Origin of the sequence: Pedobacter sp. Hv1 (assembly GCF_001412215.1) — a bacterium.
GTDB lineage: Bacteria > Bacteroidota > Bacteroidia > Sphingobacteriales > Sphingobacteriaceae > Pedobacter.
On the sequence record NZ_LLWP01000004.1, the window covers coordinates 547,168 to 566,372 of the forward strand.

The following is a 19,205-nucleotide window of genomic DNA, read 5'->3' on the forward strand; positions in this document are numbered from 1 at the left end:
TATTTTTATTAAAATCCAACACTTAAACCAAGGGTGTAATTTTTAAACTGAGGGTACTGTCCAAAATCTCCACTAGCATTCACAAACTCTGGGTCAACACCTTGGTATTTTGTAATGGTTAAAAGATTTAAACCTTGTGCATAAATACGCACTGATCTTAACTTAGCAGCATTTAACCATGATTTTGGCAAGTCATAGCCCAAGGTAATACTTTTTAACCTAATGTATGAACCATCCTCATAAAAACGATCTGAGATCGCAGTTGATGAGGTGTGATTAATTCCACCAACATTCAAAATTGTACCTCCAAAAAATGGCTTTGGAATTCCAGTAAACTGACCAGGTGTAGTCCATCTCTCTAAGTTAACAGCATATTGGTTTCTATCTACTGTTGAACCAGCTCTTTCAAAGAAGGTCCTGTCTTGATCTAGAACTAAGTTACCATAACTAAATTGGAAGAATGCGCTTAAAGATAATCCTTTATAATTAAAAGTATTGGTTAAACCACCAGTATAGTTAGCGTTTAGATCGCCAATATAGGTTCTATCAGTTGCAGCATTTTGAGTATAAGTAATATTTCCTGAACCATCATACCACATTGGTCTACCATCTGCTGGATTTACACCTGCTGATCTATAGGTATAAACTGAATTGAGAGGACGACCTACAGCAATACCAAAGTTACCACCTAATAAAGTCTGACCATCTAATAGTTTAACGATCTTATTTTTGTTATAAGCAATATTGGCATCAGTTCTCCAAGAGAAATTTTTCGTTTTCACGTTTTGTGTAGAGAGTTCAAACTCAACACCTCTATTTCTCATTTTACCTACGTTTTGGCTAATTGTACTAAAACCAGAGGTTAATGGTAAAGGCTGGCCTAACAATAGATTAGTATTGGCTCTATTATAATAACCAATTGTACCATTTACAGTTCCTTTAAATAAGCTAAATTCCATAGCCACATCTAAAGTGGTTGCGCGCTCCCATGCCAAGGCAGGGTAGCCAAGTTGAGAAGGGGCTACGGCTCCACCTAGAGCTGCTCCAGTTCCACTTGTCACATACTCACCAGTTTTACTGTATAAAGATTTAGAGTCAAAGTTACCAATAGCTTGGTTACCAGTAGTACCATAACTTGCTCTTAATTTCAAATCTGTAAGAAACTTCACATCTTTAAGGAAATCTTCTTGAGAGATACGATAAGAAACTGCTCCAGCTGGGAACCAACCAAATATATTTTCTAACCCGAATCTAGAAGATCCATCATATCTTACTGTTCCTGATGCATAGTATTTATTGTCATAGTTGTAATCAACTTTAGCAAAATAACCTGCAGTTCTGAAAGTAGTATAAGTTCCTGATGGAGATAGCGGTGTACTTACAGAAGAAACCTGAGTAAATCTGTAAGATGGCAAAGTTTGGCCAGTTGCATTAGAATAAGTTCTAACTTCACTTCTATAGTTAAAGCCTAATAAAGCGTTGATATTATGCTTAGAGGCAATTGTTTTAGAAAAATTTAAGATTTGATCTGTCTGGAAGTTGGTATTTCTTGTATTACCAGCCGTTGCAGAACCATCTACAGATCTTCCATCACCAAACCTTGGGTCATTAAATGTATTTTCAACAATTTCTAAATAATCAACTCCAAAATTAGATCTGAATGATAAATAATCTGTGAATTTATATTTAGCATTTCCATTACCAGTAAATTGATTACTCGTACCTCGCTGAATATTTCCTTTAGCAATTTGAACCACGTTAAATTGATCGTATGCACCAGGTAGATTTGTATTATAGGTACCATCAGCATTATAGATCGCATTGATTGGCGACTGTAACTGAGCCGTTCTGCTAATATTAGCAAAAGCACCAGCAGATGATGTTGTATTTTGAGTAATTGTACTTAAACCTAAAGATGTTGAAAAATCTAACTTTTCTGTAGCTTTATGGTCTAAATTAACTTTAATGTTTCCTCTAGAAAAGTCAGTACCAATAACTTGACCTTTTTGAGTGTTGTAACCTCCAGAAATATAAAATTTAGTTTCTTTATTACCACCTCTTGCATTAAGTTCATAATTTTGAGTGATCCCTTTTGTAGAAACCGCAGATAACCAATCATATGTAGGAACTTTGTCAATTCCACCAAATGGAGTTACATAAGTATTATAAAAGTTAACATATTGAGTAGATGTAGCTCCATAACGATTGGCATAAGCTTCTAATGACAATTGGATCCACTCTGGAGAAGTTAACAATTTTGGAAGACTAATGAAGTCGTTATAACCAGCATAACCATTAAAAGTAAGTTGGGTTTTACCTTCTCTACCTCTTTTTGTGGTAATGATCACTACACCATTTGCACCTGAAGCACCATAAATCGCTGCGGAAGAAGCGTCCTTCAATACAGTTAACGATTCGATATCATCTGGATTAAGTGCACTTAAAGCATTTGCACTGGTAGTTGCACTAGTAAAGTCACCAGCACTTACCTGAATTCCGTCAACAACATATAATGGCGAACTTCCAGCATTGATGGAACCTACCCCCCTAATCCTTACACTCATGGCCGATCCTGGAATACCACTTGATGAAGTTACCTGAACCCCAGCAAGTTTACCTTGCATCGCTCTATCCACACTTTGTACAGGTAGGTTTTCTATATCCTTACCTGAAATTGAAGTAGTAGAACCGGTGATATCCTTTTTAGATTGTCTAATACCAAAGCCTGTAACTACAACTTCTTCTAAAGATGATGTTGAAACTAATTTCACATCAATTACTGTTCTTAAACCAATTGTTTCTGACACAGTTCCAAGTCCGATGTAAGAAAATTCAAGAAATTTAACATTTTGAGGAACTGAAATAGAGTAAGTTCCGTCTGGTTTAGTTTGTACGGCGAGTGCTGTACCCGAAGCTTTCACATTTGCTGATGGAATTGGTAAGCCATCATCTGCGCTAGTCACTTTACCTGTAATCGTTCTATTTTGGGCCATTGCTGTGCTCAACGTCAGCAACCCAAGAACAATTAGTCCTAGTAGTTGTTTTTTCATTTAGATTAATTTTAGATTAATAATGAGTTAATTTGTTCTGCAATATAAATATTACATTCAATCCAATAACACTCCATACTCTATCAAAAGTGTACTTTTTTACTAAAAGTGTCCTATTTAGTATATATTGTCCTTTTTAAAATACATCAAACACCCTAATATTACAATACAATGACAAACAAAAACATGGTACACTCAGTTTTTGACCGTTTTGTCCGTCATAATTCATTTTTGTAAGGCAACATTTTTTTAAAAAAAACCATAATTAATCTTTCTTCCTGCCATCCCCATAGAAAGCTTCCTTTTCATTATCGCTTTTTTGTAGCTTTGTTCTTAACATTTTTTCAAATTAAACCTTTATGTCAACAGCTGTTACTTTGTAAGTAGGTATAAAGCATAATGGTATCATCAGCATAAAAAAAAATAAATAAACGAATGAAAAATATTGCAGTAATAGGCTCAGGTACAATGGGTAATGGCATAGCACATACTTTCGCCCAATTTGGCTATCAGGTAAACTTAGTAGATATCAATATAGATGCCTTGGGTAAAGCGGTTGCTACCATCACTAAAAACTTGGAAAGACAAGTTGCTAAAGGCACTTTAACTGAACAGGACAAAGAAAATACATTAGCTAATATTACTACCTACACTAATCTAGAACAAGGCGTTGAAGATGCAGATCTAATTGTAGAAGCAGCAACAGAAAATATCGATTTAAAATTGAAGATATTTAAAGACCTTGATCAGTTTGCCAAACCAGAAGCTATTTTAGCCAGCAATACCTCGTCAATTTCAATTACTCAAATTGCGGCTGTAACCAATCGCGGAGATAAGGTAATCGGTATGCATTTTATGAACCCTGTGCCTGTAATGAAATTGGTTGAAGTAATTAGAGGTTATGCAACCAGTAACGAAACCACAAATTTGGTAATGGATTTATCTAAAAATCTAGCCAAATCTCCAGTTGAAGTAAATGATTACCCAGGTTTCGTAGCCAATAGAATTTTAATGCCAATGATCAATGAAGCCATCTACACCCTATATGAAAATGTTGCTGGAGTTGAAGAAATTGATACGGTAATGAAACTAGGAATGGCACATCCGATGGGCCCATTGCAATTAGCCGATTTTATAGGACTGGATGTATGCCTTGCTATATTAAATGTATTACACAATGGTTTTGGCAATCCAAAATATGCGCCATGCCCCCTATTGGTAAACATGGTAATGGCCGGAAAGAAAGGAATAAAATCTGGTGAAGGTTTTTACGATTATAGCAATGGTGTGAAAGAAGCCAAGGTAGCGGCCAAATTTGCGTAAACTATAGCTTATAGAAGACTATTTATATCACATATTATAATATTTGACGTATTTTTGTATATACCACCTGTATATACAAAAATACGATCTACACCATACCTTAAAATGAACGAAAACCTTGACCCTTCTTCTGAAAATTTAAGCCCAATTGAACGTGATATTGAAAAAGTACTGCGTCCTCAAGAGTTTGAAGACTTTACAGGTCAAGATAAGATTCTAGAAAATCTCAAGATTTTTGTAAAAGCGGCTAAACTTCGTGGCGAAGCCTTAGATCATGTATTATTGCATGGCCCACCAGGATTAGGGAAAACAACCTTATCTTATATCATTGCCAATGAAATGGGTGTAAATATTAAAGTTACATCTGGTCCGGTTTTAGATAAACCCGGTGATTTGGCGGGTTTGTTAACCAATTTAGAAACTGGTGATATTCTTTTTATAGATGAAATTCATCGCTTAAGCCCTCTGGTTGAAGAATATTTATATTCTGCCATGGAAGATTTTAAGATTGACATTATGTTAGAGAGTGGTCCAAATGCCCGCTCTGTTCAAATCAGCTTAAATCCTTTTACCTTGGTAGGTGCCACTACCCGTTCTGGATTATTAACAGCTCCATTAAGAGCTAGATTTGGCATTAATTCTCGGCTAGCCTATTATGATGCAAAATTACTTACCACCATTGTTTTACGTTCATCTGAGATTTTAAAAACGCCTATTACAGACGAAGGTGCTTATGAGATTGCCCGCAGAAGTCGCGGCACACCTCGTATTGCCAATGCCCTACTTCGCAGAACTAGAGATTTTGCTCAAATTAAAGGCAATGGAAACATTGACACTGAAATTGCAAGATATGCATTAACCGCTTTAAACGTTGATGAACATGGCTTGGACGAAATGGACAATAAAATCTTACTGGCGATTATCGATAAGTTTAAAGGCGGCCCAGTGGGGCTAAAAACCATTGCAACTGCTGTTGGTGAAGATGATGGTACCATTGAAGAAGTTTATGAACCATTTCTGATACAAGAAGGTTATTTAATGCGCACAGCTCGCGGCCGTGAGGTAACCGAAGCGGCCTACAAACACCTCAATCGAATAAAAATAGGCCAAACAGGCAAACTTTTTTAGTATTTCTATTGTTTGTATTGCTAACAAACTAATTATTCTCAATAAAATGGGCCTTATATTCTATTGCCTATTAATTTATTTTTATGAATATAGAAATACGAAAACTCACGATAGCAGATTATAAAGACCTACGTGAATCAATGGTGCAAGCTTATGATGCGAGTGGCAATGGCATTTGGAGCAAGGCAAATATCCAGAACCTACTCAATATTTTCCCAGAGGGACAACAATGTATTGCAGTAGATGATAAAGTAGTTGCTTGCTCGCTCTCGATTATTGTTGATTACGACATTTTTGGCGACAACCACACCTATGAAGAGATTACAGGAAAGTATACCTTTTCTACCCATACAGCAGGAGGAAATGTATTATATGGTATTGAAGTTTTTGTACATCCAGATTATAGGGGCTTACGTTTGGCCAGACGTTTATATGAAGCCAGAAAAGAACTTTGCGAACTTTTAAGTTTAGAAAGTATCATTGCAGGGGGTAGAATACCGGGCTATCATGAATATGCGGCTACCCTAACACCTCGAAAATACATCGATAAGGTAAAGGCCAAAGAAATATACGATCCTACGCTTACCTTCCAATTATCTAATGATTTTCACGTTCGCAAAATTTTAAAAAACTATTTACCCGGAGACTTAGAATCTAAAGAATTTGCTACGCTGATTGAATGGAATAACATTTATTATCAAGATAATGTATCTGCCAGATCTGCAAAAACGATTAGACTAGGCTTAGTGCAATGGCAAATGCGTTTATTTAATGATATCGAAGCATTTTATGAACAGGTTAAATTCTTTGTAGATGCAGTGAGTGGCTACAAATCAGATTTCATCATGTTTCCTGAATTTTTCAATACTCCCCTGCTCCAACCGTATAATCACTTACCAGAAATGGAGGCCATGAGAAAATTGGCCGAAAGCACTACAGAAATTGTAAGCAAAATTCAAGAATATGCTGTGGCTTATAACGTAAATATCATTTCTGGCAGCATGCCCATTATTGACAATGGTAAACTATATAATGCCACCTACTTATGTCACCGCAATGGTTTAACAGAAGAATATAGAAAAATCCATATTACGCCCAACGAACAGAAATACTACGGTATGGTTGGTGGCGATAAAATTGGTGTTTTTGATACAGATTGTGGTAAAATTGGCATTTTAATCTGTTATGATGTTGAATTTCCTGAACTAAGTAGAATTTATGCAGACCAAGGCATGCAAATTTTGTTTGTGCCTTTTTTAACAGATACACAGAATGGCTATACCCGTGTAAGAAGATGCGCCCAAGCCAGGGCTATTGAAAATGAATGTTATGTAGCCATAGCTGGCTGTGTTGGCAATTTACCAAAAGTAAACAACATGGACATCCAATTTGCGCAATCGGCAGTTTTTACCCCTTCAGATTTCGCCTTCCCTACCAATGCCGTAAAAGCAGAAACCACACCCAATACAGAAATGATGTTGGTAGTTGATGTGGACTTGCATTTATTAGATGAACTTCATCACTTCGGTACGGTTAAGATACTCAAAGACCGAAGGAATGACCTTTATGAGGTTAAACTCTTAAAGAATTAAATCTCTCGCACCCCATTAATTTTCTTCAAACAAGTTAAACTAAGCAGAAGTATTATTCCTGAAAAATATAAACCAAACAACCAATAAAACCACAATTACAATTGGGATAATCCACTTCATTGCTTGTCCGGCACCTTCATTATCAGGTTCATTCACTGTGGGTGCCGGTCCTGGGTTTTCTTTATGGGCTTCATAATTCGTTTCTATCGGCGGTGCTGGTTTATTTGGATCTTCGGTATGTTTTGATGTTGTATTTTCCATAACATTGAGAATTAAATGTAAGAGCAGCACAATAACCCTTATTACGCTTTATTAACTAACAAACATTGCGTTAAAAGGTTTTTACCTTAAAAACCTATCTTTGTAGTGCGATGTACAACAATGCTGCAAAATATAGTCAAATGATTAAAACCGAAGCCCTAAGGCTTGGCTTTATGGCTTGTGGCATCGCTAAGGCAGATTTTTTAGAAGAAGAAGCACCTCGTTTAGAAAATTGGCTAAAAAATAATAACCATGGCGAAATGGCCTATATGGAAAATCATTTCGATAAACGACTTGATCCTCGGTTATTGGTAGAAGGTTCAAAATCTGTGATCTCCCTAACACTGAATTATTTTACCCAAGACAAGCAAGTTGATGTCAATGCACCTAAAATATCAAAATATGCGTACGGCACAGATTATCATACCGTAATCAAAGAAAAACTACAGGAGTTGATGGCTTTTATCAATGATAACATTGGTGAAGTTGGCGGCAGATGTTTTGTAGATTCGGCACCGGTAATGGATAAGGTTTGGGCACAAAAATCTGGCTTGGGCTGGCGAGGTAAAAACTCTAACCTAATCAGTAAAAACACTGGCTCTTTCTTTTTTTTAGCAGAGCTGATCATAGATTTAGACCTAGCATACGACACGCCATTTGCGGCAGACCACTGTGGCTCATGTACACGTTGTATGGATGCCTGCCCTACTAATGCCATTATGGCTCCGTATGTAGTTGATGGTAGCAAATGTATTTCTTATCTAACCATAGAGCTTAAAAATGAAATCCCTACAGAATTTAAGGGCAAATTAGAAAACTGGATGTTTGGTTGCGACATTTGTCAGGATGTTTGCCCTTGGAACCGTTTTGCAACACCTCACCAAGAACCTGCATTTACACCTGCACATGAACTTTTGAACTTAAATAAAAATGAGTTGATTGACATGACCGACGAGGTATTTAAACAAGTATTCAAAGGCTCTGCTGTTAAAAGAACAAAGTTTACAGGATTAAAGAGAAATATTGATTTTTTACATCAAATAGAATGAAATACGTATCACTATGTTTGCTCCTGTTTTTTTTCAGCACAGCTGATGCACAGCAATTAAAGTTAAAGACACGAAAAAAGAATGCTTTAACAGGAAGTGAATTTGCCAAATCCATTGCTGATAGTAGTTTAACTTTACAGCAACGAGAAATTTTAATTTTTAAAGAAATAAAAAGTGGCAACATCCCTGATTTCTTAAGAATACTACAAGAGGTTCGAGATACTATTCAATTGAATCCCAAACAATTTGCCACCATCAAATATGATGTATTACCAGATTACCTAGCTATTGGCAACAATGACGATTACATCTATATACCTATGACACCTATCTTGGCACAACGTATTGCCTATCTTTTAAAGTGTAGCTTACCCACCAAGAAAATGGTAGATAGGATTTACAAAAGTGCAAACATTAAACTTGAACCCCAGCCTATGCCACCTACCAAAGCAATGACTACTGTTCCAGTTTTTGTAGCCCATAATGAATTGGTTAAACTTCAATTGAAATCTTATCCAAAAGGGAAACTTACAGCAGGCAATCAAAAAGATGTCATCATTAGCAACAAAATCTATGGTGAACAAACTCCAAGAGTGGTGATTTATGGTTGGCACAAGTTAGATGGGAAAGCAATACAACCCGTTTACAATAAACACACCAATACTTGGGCCGATTATAGTCATGGTATTAGACTAATCCAAAATAAAGTATGGGTAAATGGCAAAAAAACTACTGTACAAAAAGTATTGGCTGAGCCAAATTTAAACCCACTATTAAGCGACGAAGGTAGAATTGAAAAAGCGTATTATCCGATTTTCAAATCTTACTAGTGCAATTGTTATTTCTTTTTAACCTTCGCTTCAAGGGCTGGCAACTCTTTCTTGTAAGTTTCCAGATCCCAATTTAAACTGAAACTTTTTAGATAATTGGCAATCGGCTCTAAACCAACAGTTGCCCTTCTATCGTCTAAATGATCTGGATCGATCACAGGATATAGGTAATATTTTTTTGTTTCCTTATCAATCGTTATCTGACTACCGTAAATCTGGCTTTTTCCTTCTCTCATGGCCACACGGTCTTCTAAAAGTGCCAAATCATTTGGCATTGCACTGCCTTTTTTCACTGCTGCCCTCATCATCGGCAAGTATTTTTGTTGCACCGCAAGGTTTGCATGTTGTATCACCAAAAAAATAGTCTGACTACCCACATAACCTACTTGTTCTGGAGCTAACCAACCTTTTTGGTCTAGCAAAGTTTCAATCTTAGCCAGATTGATCGAATCGCTATGGTTTATTTTCTTCCACAAATCTTTCTCTTCGACCGAATTAGGGCCTTTGTCTTTTCTTATGGTATCTAATTTTAACCTTAAACCTTGGTCTTCTTTTCTTACAGTGGCCAATTCGGCAACTAGTTTTTGATCAACATTAGTTTCGAAAAGCGTTTTTCTCTTTGCTGATGCTGCTATTACTTTTTCCCATCTTTTATCTTTTTTTAGGTTCGCAAAATCAGCATCTTTAAGCAACATGTTATGGAATTCTGTTGGATCGTCCCAACCTCTGATCATGCCTTTACCTAAAAGTATATGATCTAACTCTTTAAAAGCCAGATCGGGTTGGTTAGCCAAAGACCAAGAACAGGCAGCATTATAGCGATTGGTTTGTGTATCTCTGTTGTTATTAATTTTGGCTGCCTTGGCAAAATAAGCTCCTGCTTTAGCATATTCTTTGCTATCGTAAAAATGCATAGCACTATCAATAGATTGCTGATATTTTGTTTGTGCAACCAGCGAATTTGTAAGCAACAATAAACAAATAAAGGTTAAACCAGAAAACTTAAGCATCAGATATTTCATAATGTGATATTTTATATAATTATACAATTGGGGTATTCAATCCATCGAATCAAAAAGCATTTTTTGCTCAAAGATTTGAAAAATACCCATGTACGATAAGACGTACCATATTAGAAAATGTTGCATGAAAAAGCCTTATCTACATAGATAAGGCTTTTATTTAATTGACTACGAAAGTATTGTCGTCTCTATTTTTATCAGGTACATGGCTACTGCCCAGTACCACTTTTGTTATTTTTTTTGTGGTTTTAATTGTTGATACAAAGGTTTTGCTTCCACTTTCCCAAACGCCAATGGTATGGTGTACCTTTTCTAACGAACCATCATTATAAGTAATGCTGAGGTCTATTGGTAAGGGTTTGGTGCTTTTATTCTCTATGGTAATAGCAAAACCGCCATCCACTTTATTTACCGATTTAATAGCCATATCAGTTACCCCATCTTCAAAAAACCAACGTTTCCAAAACCAATCTAGATTTTTTCCCGCTCCAGCATTCATGCTGTAAAAGAAATCGTATGGCATAGGATGTTTACCATTCCACAATTTAATATAGTTATGCAAGGCTTTGGTAAACAGTTCATCGCCTAAATAATCTTTAATGAAAAGATAGCCCAAACCTGGTTTTGGATAAGAATTGGTAAAGCTACCTATCCCTTTTAAGGCAGTGGTTAAGGTTACAATTGGGGTATCTTCCTTTTCACCAGATGAATTTCCAGTTGGTGCAATACCATATTCATCTACAATACTGCTATCTATCATTGGGGAGATCAACCACTCACCTATGGTTGCCCACCCTTCATCCATCCAACCGTATTTGGTTTCATTTATGCCCATATAAAATGGGAACATGGTATGGAAAATTTCGTGATCTGTTAAAGTAATGGCATCTACCCTATTGTCAACCGGGTTATCGTTCACCATCATTGGGTATTCCATTTGGTCTAAACCATCAAAAATAGTTTCGTGACTATAGGGAAAAGGCCATTTTGGGAATTCGTAACTCATGGCGTGAACGGTTTTACGGGCAAAATCTATTACCTCGTAATAATCTTTATGTTTAGGATTGAATACTGCATCTACCCGAGTTCTTCTTTTGGTTTTAGGATCAACAACCAAACTGGTCGATTTCCACAAATAATGGTTACTGGTTGCAAAAGCAAAATCGACTACATTCTTGGCATCAAATTTAAAAGTATTGAAAGCATTTTGAGCAGTGACCTTTTGTTGCTTTAAATCCAAACTATCAATTACATCAATTACCTGATCTGTTAATTGCGCTTGCTCATATTTTTTAAATACGCTTGGGGCAAATACTTCTGCACCATTCAACAAATCTCCAGTTGCCCAAACCGCATAATCTTTAGGTACGGTAATTTCTGCATTGAAGTTGCAAAAATCATTATAAAACTCTTCAGAACCAGTGTATGGAATTTTATTCCAGCCATCTACATCATCGTAAACAGCTATTCGTGGAAAGAAATAAGCAATAAAATGTGCGCCATCATCAACCTGTCCGGTACGTACGTGCGAGCCCTTATTTAAAATATAATTGTATTCAATTTTAAGGGTAAGGCTTTTTCCAGGTGCCAATGGATTAATTGGCGTATGCATATTGGTACCATCAATAACCAAACTAGCAACATCTTTTGTGGCATTGTTCAATACTACAGCAGTGATGCTCACTCCGTCTCCTAAATCTCTTTCATTTATTTTTGATTTAACCACTACACCCTTTTTATACAAGTTTGGATATAATTTAAACCAAAGCTCTTTTAAGGTATCAGGGCTATTGTTAAAGTATTGTACATCTACTGTTCCCTTAATTACTCTAGAAGTAGGGTCGAAATTAATTTTAAGCTGATAATTGGCCGTATTTTGCCAATAGTTTTTACCCGGTTTACCACTAACATCTCTCGTTCCCTTTTGATAAGCATTTTTAAAAATCTGCTCTACAGGCAATTGCGCATTGGCACTTACTGCTATGAAAAGCATTAAGTACAATAATTTGATAGATTTCATAGGAACGAGGGTTTAGTTAAACTACTTTAAGCAATTTTCAGATAGCTCAAAACGAATAACTTATTTTCCAAATTTCATTTTCAGTTGTTCCAACATGTCATTTGTAACTACTGCAGCAGGTTTTTGTTTCTGTTGTACTGGTTTTGGTTTATTGTTATTTACCGGAGGATTACTTTTAGCATTTTGGCTTTGTTGTTTGGCCAAACGTTGCTCGTCTTTCTTTTTGCTCCAACGGTTCCAAATTTCATCTAGTTTCTTTTTGGTGTACAAAGGAAAATCACCTTGTTTCATCCAAGCATAGTAACTAGGTTCGATATCAAATACCTGCTCAACAATTTTGCCTTTATGTTTACCAAAGTTGATTACCTCTTCGCCATTTTCGTTGTACACCATTCTGCCTGCAAAATCTACAGGTTTACTCATGTTGGTAAAATTGTGTAAAGCGTCAATATCGTTTTGTACAGGTTGAGAGATATTACCTTGTTTATCCTCAAAGTCTTTGTCTTTGTAACGATCTAACTGTGCCAGTAACACATGATAGGTTGCCCTAATATCAGCCTCTGCAGAGTGTGCATTGATGATCTCTTCGTTACAATAGAATTTATATGCTGCTTTTAAGGTACGCTGCTCCATTTGATGAAAAATATTCTGCACATCAACAAAACGACGGCCTTGCATATCTAAATCTACGCCAGCTCGTAAAAACTCTTCTAAGAGCATCGGTATATCAAATTTGTTAGAGTTATATCCTGCTAAGTCGGCATCGCCAATAAACTTAGCTATTTCTTTAGCAACCTGGCCAAAGGTTGGCTCATTTTTAATATCCTCATCATATATGCCATGAATTAAAGAAGAAGCTAACGGAATTGGAATTTCTGGATTGATACGTTTAGTTGTTACTAGCTCTGATCCATCTGGCATTGCTTTTAAAATTGCAATTTCAACTATCCTATCTACTCCTACGTTAATTCCAGTTGCTTCAAGATCAAAAAATGCCAGTGGGCGTTTTAAATTTAATTTCATTTATATATGGTCCGATATTTCTGTACAAGTCTCAAAACTTATACCATTAATTATATTTTTCAAAAATGCTAAAAAGGTTTGGTTAGTTTTGTAAAACAATACTATTAATTTAAAATTTAGTTTTCAATTAATTTCTAAATTTTAAATTGCAATTTACATTAAATCTAACCATGAAAAAATTTTTATCACTAATTACACTCTGTTTTATTGTCCATTTTACGGCCGTTGCTCAAGACTTTAATTTCGGTGGCCTTACCGAAAGCGATTATCAATTCAAAAAAAACACTTTAGATAGCAACGCCAATGCAGTGGTACTTAAAGAGTTTGGAAGAACGTCTATCCAAATCAATGAGAGCGATGGCAGACCTGAAATACACTTCGAATATCATGTTCGGATTAAAATTTTTAATAAAGACGGTTTTAACCATTCTAATATTGTAATCCCTACATATAAAGATGAACGCAACAGGGAAATGATCAAAATTACAAAAGCATCAACCTTTAATTATAATAATGGTGTTTTTGTAGAAACCCCTTTAGATAAAAAAGCGGTTTTTACCGAAGATAGATCCAAATACACTTTATTGACCAAGTTTACTTTGCCCAACATTAAAGAAGGTTCAGTTATAGAGTATGTTTATGAATTGCAATCTCCTAACCTGTTTAATTTTAAAACTTGGGATTTTCAGAGCAACATTCCTAAAGTTTATAGCGAATACCAAGTTAACATACCAGCCATATACAACTATAATGTATCGTTACGTGGACCCTATAAACTAACCGATCAAAAAACTGAACTGTTTAAAGAATGTTTACGTATTGCCGGAAACGCTATCGATTGTTCTAAAATCACTTACATCATGAAAAATATTCCAGCGTTTTTGGAAGAGGATTACATGACGGCTGCGAGCAACTTCAGATCTGCTATCTATTTTGAACTTTCTGATGTACAAAACCTCAACGGCAGTAGACAGAGCTATACCAAAACCTGGAAAGATGTAGACTTTGAATTAACTACAGCTAAAAATATTGGTGGACAGATGAAACGTAAAGATGTTTTTAAGGATATTTTACCCAATGTACTTAAAAATGCTACCGACGAGCTGAGTAAAGCCAAAGCGATTTACAACTATATTAAAAAACAGATCAAATGGAACAACTACTATGGAAAATATAGTGAAGAAAACATTAAAGATGTAGTAGAAATGCGTTCTGGCAATGTAGCAGACATTAACCTAAGCTTAATTGCAGCACTATCTGCTGCCGGTTTAGATGCAGAGGCCGTAATTTTATCAACCAGAGAAAATGGAACGGTAAATAAGCTCTATCCAGTAATGTCGGACTTTAACTACATTGTGGCCAAGGTAAACATTGCAAACAAAAGTTATTTGCTTGATGCTACTGAACCTTTATTACCTTTTGGATTATTGCCACTACGTTGCATTAACGATCAAGGAAGGGTAATTAACCTTAAAAAACCTTCTTACTGGATAGATCTCAAAGCCGACCAAAAAAATGTAACCAATTATATCTTATCTGGTGCCTTAACTACCGATGGAAAAATTAAAGGTACCATTACTACCTATACACTTGGTTATGCTGCCTTTAATAGAAGAAAGGAAATCAAAAAATACAATTCTATTGATGAGTTTGTAGAAAAATTAGATGAGCAGATGCCCAAGCTAAGTATTGTAAAACATGAGATTTTAAATATTGACAGTGTGGAGAATACTTTGACTGAGAGGTATGACGTAGAATTTACAGTATTTGATGGAAAAGTAATGGATCAGGTATATTTCAATCCATTTTTCATTAATAGGATAGCAAAAAACCCATTCAACTTGAATGACAGAACCTATCCAATAGATCTAGGCGCTGCATCTGATGAACGAATTAACATTAGCGTAACGCTACCTGAAGCATACGAATTGATAGAGAAACCTAAAGATATGGCCATAGCCTTACCTGAAAATGGTGGAAGGTATTTGCTACAGACCAGTTTATTGGATAATAAAATTGCGGTTAATCAGGTTTTACAGTTCAGCAATGCCATTTATCCTGCAGATCACTACCTCTCATTAAAAGAATTTTATAGTCGCATTATCCAAAACCAAAAGAAAGATCTTTTATTAAAAAAGACAAAATAAATGAAATTAGCAGTTACCCTTATCCTTTGTTTCTTTGGTTTAACTCCATGTATTGCACAAGACAATTACGATGCAGACTTGATACCTGCCACACTTCGCAATAGAGCTAATGCAGTTATACGTAACGAAGAAACCTATGTAAACATGTTAGCGCCAAACAATGTACAATATACCGTTAAACAGGCCATTACCATTTTGAACAAAAATGGAGAAGACAATGCCCGTTTGGTTTTATTTTACGATAAAAACACCACCATTAAAAATGTAACAGGCGAAATTTATAATGAGGTTGGCAAATTAATGGGAAAATTTAATGAAAGTGCTTTTAAAGACGAAAGTGCAGTACATGATTTTTCTTTATTTGAAGACAATAGGATTAAACACTACCTACCAAACCTGAATGTTTATCCCTACACCATTGTTTACAATTATACCATTCGATTTAAGCAAAATCTAATTATTCCGAATTGGACACCTAAACCTGCTAACGATGTTTCTGTAGAAAAAAGCAGTTACACCTTTGTTTGCAAGCCTACTGATCAGTTTAGAATTAAGGCACAAAACATCAACAACAAGGCAGAAGAACAGGTAAATGACAAACAAAAATCATTAGTTTGGAAAGTAAGTAATTTAACTAGTCAAAAAGATGAACCATTTAGTCCAGACAAGGAAAGCTACCAACCCAGCATTAAAATTGCTCCAGAACAATTTACTTATTACAACTATAAAGGAGCCTATACCAATTGGCAAGAGTTGGGCAAATGGTACTATGAAAATTTATTAAAAGGTAGAAATGTGTTACCAGCAGCAACTGTTGAAACGATTAAAGCATTGGTAAAGGACATCCCAACAGACAAAGAAAAAGCCAAAAAGATTTATGAATGCCTACAAACCAAAACAAGATACATTAGTGTGCAAATAGGTATTGGTGGTTTTCAGCCTTTTGCGGCTGCAGAGGTTGACCGTTTGGGCTATGGCGACTGTAAAGCATTGGTTAATTATATGCAGAGTCTTTTAGCTGTTGTAGGCATCGAATCTTACTATTGTGTAGTACAAGCTGGAAGTGAAAAAAAGAGTTTAGATCCTACTTATGCCAGTATGAACCAAGGGAACCACATTATTTTATGCATGCCCCTTAAAGGTGATACCACTTGGTTAGAATGTACTAGTCAGAAAATCCCTTTTGGCTTTTTAAGCGACTTTACAGACGATCGTTATGTATTGGCATGCACCCCAGAAGGCGGTAAACTTTTAAGAACACCGAAACTAACTGTACAAAATAACTTACAGGTACGCCAAGCCGATTTGACACTTACAGATCAAGGTAATATAACAGGTACCGTGAAAACCGTATTTTCTGGTTCACAATATGACAACCATGAGCACATTATTGGCAAACCGTTGCTTGAACAGGAAAAAATGCTAAAGGAGGCTTATGCCATTGACAATATCAACTTCGACAAAATAGACTACATCCAAAAGAAGAATATTGAACCAGAGTTGATTGAAACCTTAGCGTTAAACATTAAAAACTATGGTGCGTTAAACAACGATAAAATATTTTTACCCCTTAACCCCTTCAATGTGCAACGTACCATACCTGAAGTTAAGAATAGAATGATGCCAGTTTATATCAATAGAGGGTATACAGATGTAGATACCATTATATATCTATTGCCAGATTATTTTAATGGCGCCATTGAGCCTTATGAAAAAGTGATCAATTGTGAGTATGGATCTTATGTTGCAACAGCAAAGCTAGAGGGTAAAAAATTAAGCTATACCAGAAAGTTTATACTGAATGATGGTACATTTAAAGCAGAGAGTTATGCGGTATACAGTAAATTCATTGCAGACGTAAATTCTGCTGATCATCAGAAACTGATCCTTAACTTAAAAAAATAATACCAAGTGTAATACCGATAATCATGATCAAATACATGAGGATTTCGGTGGTGGCAAAACGTTTGTATTTGGTCCAGAAAGAGTAATCTTGTTTAGGTTTAGCCATAAAAACTCAGTGGTTGAATTTGCCACAAAACTAAGGATTTTGTTTGGAATTGACCACTGTTGAATAGCCAAAAAAGCTATTCAACAACTAATATCCTAACCTTTTTAAAAAGCCCGAACGGTATTCTTGTACTTGTTTACCAAATCTTCTGTCGTACCAAAGAAAATGACCTGCACCATCTAATATATGTATCTCACAATCGTTTCCAATAGCTTTCATTTTTTCTGCAAATGCAATTGTAGGTTGCACAGGCACATTATTATCTCTATTGCCACTAATGATAAGTATTGGAGGCAGGTTCTTTCTAATCTGGTGAAGTGGTGAAATTCTTTCTAAAAATTTTGAATCAGTATAATACTGTTGCCAAAAATCACCTTGGGTAAAATCGGTAGCTACACTATTAAGCATTACCGAATTGGGCACAGAACTAACCCGTAAATCTTCCTTTTTATTATCAAGGGTATCGATAACTGCAAGTGCCAATGCCAAATTTGCACCAGCCGAATTTCCAGAAGCTACAATATGATTGGGATCTATTTCTAAACGTTTCGAATTGATACGCAGGTAACGGATTGCCGATTTACCATCAGCAATGGCTTGAGGTGGTAAATTACCATGGCGATCGCGTAAACGATATTCTATAGCTATTGCTACCCATCCTTTTGCTGCATACTCCTGACAGGTATAGAAAAACCAATCTGGTTTTCCTTCACTCCAACCACCTCCATGAAAGAAAACAATTGCAGGATGTACTTTTTTACCATCTTTCGGTTTAAAAATATGAGCATCTAGTGCATAGCCTTCTACTTTCTTATAAACTACAACCAAATGTGATTTACGATCTGTAATTCCTTCTTGGTAAGCGCTATCTATTTTGGCACCTAACCTATCATTGTTATTTTTTTGTTTAAAAACAGCCAATTGGCGACTGATATCTTTTACACCATAATTATCTATATGATAAGCTAATAACTCATATAACATTTGGTTTTGAACAATTGGATTTTTGAACAGCTGTGTCACTGTTACCATGCCTGCATCTAAGCGTTTATTGTTGCTATTTTGGTAAACTTTTTTATTTTTTAACAGTTCTGCATCAATACTCTGCTGTAAAATTGAATTCAAATATTTACGAAATGCATCATACTTTAAGCTTTCAGGATTGTTAACCTCTATTTTTTGAAGCCGAACTTGTATAGGCTTACTTAATGTTACTATCTGTCCTGTAATCCGTTTATGTACAGGTACATAATCAAGTATAAATTTATCAAAGGTATAGTTAAGGTCTGTATATTGTTCTTCAAAAAAAGAGGCTTCGATGTCTTTATTAGCTTGTTTAAGACTATCGAGTGGAAGAATAAAGGTATTGCGAAGCGAGTCTATCTTTTGTATAAAAGTGCTTTCATTAGCTCCATATAATTTTGCAAGATTAGTATTGAAATAGGTGTTAAAAGAACGATTGACAATTTTTTGTTGCTGTATAAAAAGTGCTAATGCACCATTTGCCGGAGGGTTAGTTTGCGCAGCTACTGAGAATGGTATAAAAAATAAAAGGAATACCTTTAGGAAATGGTGATATTTTATTTTTTGCGGGTCTATTCTATTATTGTCAATTTTCATCGCATTAACATTCCATTTTTGTGTAACACTTTTAAATATACAAACTTATCAGCAGCTTCCAAATTGACCAGATTTCTTTTAAGCATTGCTCGCTTTTTTAAAATATTTGGACATACTGACTATAAATTG

Annotated in this window: 14 protein-coding genes; 7 read left to right on the plus strand and 7 right to left on the minus strand. The window is 35.6% G+C overall.

The window, feature by feature from the left end:
- Positions 1-8: 8 nt before the first annotated feature.
- A complete protein-coding gene (locus AQF98_RS10220; protein WP_082434975.1) occupies positions 9-3,050 on the minus strand; it encodes a TonB-dependent receptor in 3,042 nt (1,013 codons plus the stop codon).
- Positions 3,051-3,485: 435 nt separating this feature from the next.
- Between AQF98_RS10220 and AQF98_RS10225 the strand changes: the two genes are divergently transcribed.
- From AQF98_RS10225 to AQF98_RS10235, 3 genes are all read left to right on the plus strand, one after another.
- Complete coding sequence (locus AQF98_RS10225; protein ID WP_055131836.1) at positions 3,486-4,373, plus strand: 3-hydroxybutyryl-CoA dehydrogenase; 888 nt, start codon at positions 3,486-3,488, stop codon at positions 4,371-4,373.
- Between the two features lie 105 nt (positions 4,374-4,478).
- Positions 4,479-5,501, plus strand: a complete 1,023-nt coding sequence (gene ruvB / locus AQF98_RS10230; protein WP_055131837.1) for a Holliday junction branch migration DNA helicase RuvB — start codon at positions 4,479-4,481, stop codon at positions 5,499-5,501.
- Between the two features lie 83 nt (positions 5,502-5,584).
- Positions 5,585-7,093: a carbon-nitrogen hydrolase family protein gene (locus AQF98_RS10235; RefSeq protein ID WP_055131838.1), complete on the plus strand. Its 1,509-nt coding sequence runs from the start codon at positions 5,585-5,587 to the stop codon at positions 7,091-7,093.
- 39 nt (positions 7,094-7,132) lie between these two features.
- Here the strand turns inward: AQF98_RS10235 and AQF98_RS10240 are convergent, their stop codons facing one another.
- Positions 7,133-7,354, minus strand: coding sequence for a hypothetical protein (locus AQF98_RS10240; RefSeq protein ID WP_055131839.1), 222 nt, complete (start codon positions 7,352-7,354; stop codon positions 7,133-7,135).
- A 110-nt stretch (positions 7,355-7,464) separates the two neighbouring features.
- On the opposite strand from AQF98_RS10240, the gene queG reads away from it, so the two are divergent.
- Together queG and AQF98_RS10250 are read left to right on the plus strand one after the other, a co-directional pair.
- Positions 7,465-8,403, plus strand: coding sequence for a tRNA epoxyqueuosine(34) reductase QueG (queG, locus tag AQF98_RS10245; RefSeq protein ID WP_055131840.1), 939 nt, complete (start codon positions 7,465-7,467; stop codon positions 8,401-8,403).
- Positions 8,400-9,233 carry a hypothetical protein gene (locus tag AQF98_RS10250; RefSeq protein ID WP_055131841.1) on the plus strand — a complete coding sequence of 278 codons (834 nt, stop codon included), beginning with the start codon at positions 8,400-8,402 and terminating at the stop codon, positions 9,231-9,233. Before queG ends, AQF98_RS10250 begins: the two co-directional genes overlap by 4 nt.
- Before the next feature lie 8 nt (positions 9,234-9,241).
- Here the strand turns inward: AQF98_RS10250 and AQF98_RS10255 are convergent, their stop codons facing one another.
- The 3 genes from AQF98_RS10255 to AQF98_RS10265 form a co-directional block, all read right to left on the minus strand.
- Complete coding sequence (locus AQF98_RS10255) at positions 9,242-10,255, minus strand: DUF6624 domain-containing protein (protein ID WP_055131842.1); 1,014 nt, start codon at positions 10,253-10,255, stop codon at positions 9,242-9,244.
- A 160-nt stretch (positions 10,256-10,415) separates the two neighbouring features.
- Positions 10,416-12,275 (minus strand): M1 family metallopeptidase, encoded by a 1,860-nt coding sequence (locus tag AQF98_RS10260; RefSeq protein ID WP_055131843.1) that lies wholly within the window; start codon positions 12,273-12,275, stop codon positions 10,416-10,418.
- 60 nt (positions 12,276-12,335) lie between these two features.
- A complete protein-coding gene (locus AQF98_RS10265) occupies positions 12,336-13,298 on the minus strand; it encodes a 3'-5' exonuclease (RefSeq protein WP_055131844.1) in 963 nt (320 codons plus the stop codon).
- 170 nt (positions 13,299-13,468) lie between these two features.
- Here AQF98_RS10265 and AQF98_RS10270 point away from each other — a divergent pair, with 170 nt between their 5' ends.
- On the plus strand, positions 13,469-15,445 hold the full coding sequence (locus tag AQF98_RS10270; RefSeq protein WP_055131845.1) for a DUF3857 domain-containing protein: 1,977 nt from the start codon (positions 13,469-13,471) through the stop codon (positions 15,443-15,445).
- Complete coding sequence (locus AQF98_RS10275) at positions 15,446-17,350, plus strand: DUF3857 domain-containing protein (protein WP_055131846.1); 1,905 nt, start codon at positions 15,446-15,448, stop codon at positions 17,348-17,350.
- On the opposite strand, the gene AQF98_RS22365 is transcribed toward AQF98_RS10275, so the two are convergent.
- A complete protein-coding gene (locus tag AQF98_RS22365) occupies positions 17,334-17,456 on the minus strand; it encodes a hypothetical protein (RefSeq protein WP_255352927.1) in 123 nt (40 codons plus the stop codon). The genes AQF98_RS10275 and AQF98_RS22365 overlap by 17 nt on opposite strands.
- An 87-nt stretch (positions 17,457-17,543) precedes the next feature.
- A complete protein-coding gene (locus AQF98_RS10280; RefSeq protein WP_055131847.1) occupies positions 17,544-19,076 on the minus strand; it encodes an alpha/beta hydrolase in 1,533 nt (510 codons plus the stop codon).
- Positions 19,077-19,205: the final 129 nt, after the last annotated feature.